Origin of the sequence: Dawidia cretensis (assembly GCF_018598175.1) — a bacterium.
Taxonomy (GTDB): Bacteria; Bacteroidota; Bacteroidia; order Cytophagales; family Cyclobacteriaceae; genus Ohtaekwangia; species Ohtaekwangia cretensis.
This window is the reverse complement of sequence record NZ_JAHESE010000109.1, coordinates 1-584: the sequence shown is the minus strand read 5'-3', so window position 1 is coordinate 584 and position 584 is coordinate 1. Positions and strand designations below refer to the sequence as shown.

The following is a 584-nucleotide window of genomic DNA, read 5'->3' as shown; positions in this document are numbered from 1 at the left end:
ATACATGATTTGTCGGCACACCCGTTGGTACGATTTTTTTCTGTTGTTTTTTTCTCTGGCATCACGATTGTAACGTTGCAACAGCTGATGTCCTTTCTCACACAGCCGACAAATCGTTTTAAAATGCTTTTGATTGCAGCGAAGATATTGGTTAAAAAAAATTCTTTTTCTATTTTCAACCTTAACTAAAGTGCTTTCATAGCATCAACCAACTGTCCCTGTTCTGGAAACAGGTTGACTTTTAAGAGGTACAATTGTGTGTTAGTTGTTGTACCGCCCCGGAGGCGAATTGTAACAAGAATGTACGGCATAGAAATACAAGACCTTCTTAACGATAAATGCAATTTTGTGAATATGTAAAGTATGAACTCAAAAAACAGGGATTATTTCTACAGTCAGTTGAAGGTATCCGTGCACGGCCATGGCCGCGCGCTACTTCAGCCGTTACAATGTGACGAAGACGGTCTCACCGTCGTTGCCGCGGGGCCGTATGGCAATCTGGTCTTCCGCGAGATCCTTTGCGAGGATTATACGTTGTTGCACAACACGTATAGCTGTCACGAGGATATGACCGTATCGTATTC

At 42.5% G+C, this 584-nt stretch carries 2 protein-coding genes; both read left to right on the top strand.

Translation table 11 applies throughout. The features are described from left to right. A partial coding sequence (locus KK062_RS29945) for a hypothetical protein (RefSeq protein WP_254088066.1) occupies window positions 1–189 on the top strand: 189 nt, incomplete at its 5' end. A 174-nt stretch (window positions 190–363) separates the two neighbouring features. Continuing rightward, window positions 364–584, top strand: a 221-nt coding sequence (locus KK062_RS29940) for a hypothetical protein (RefSeq protein ID WP_254088065.1), incomplete at its 3' end; no start/stop codon positions are given.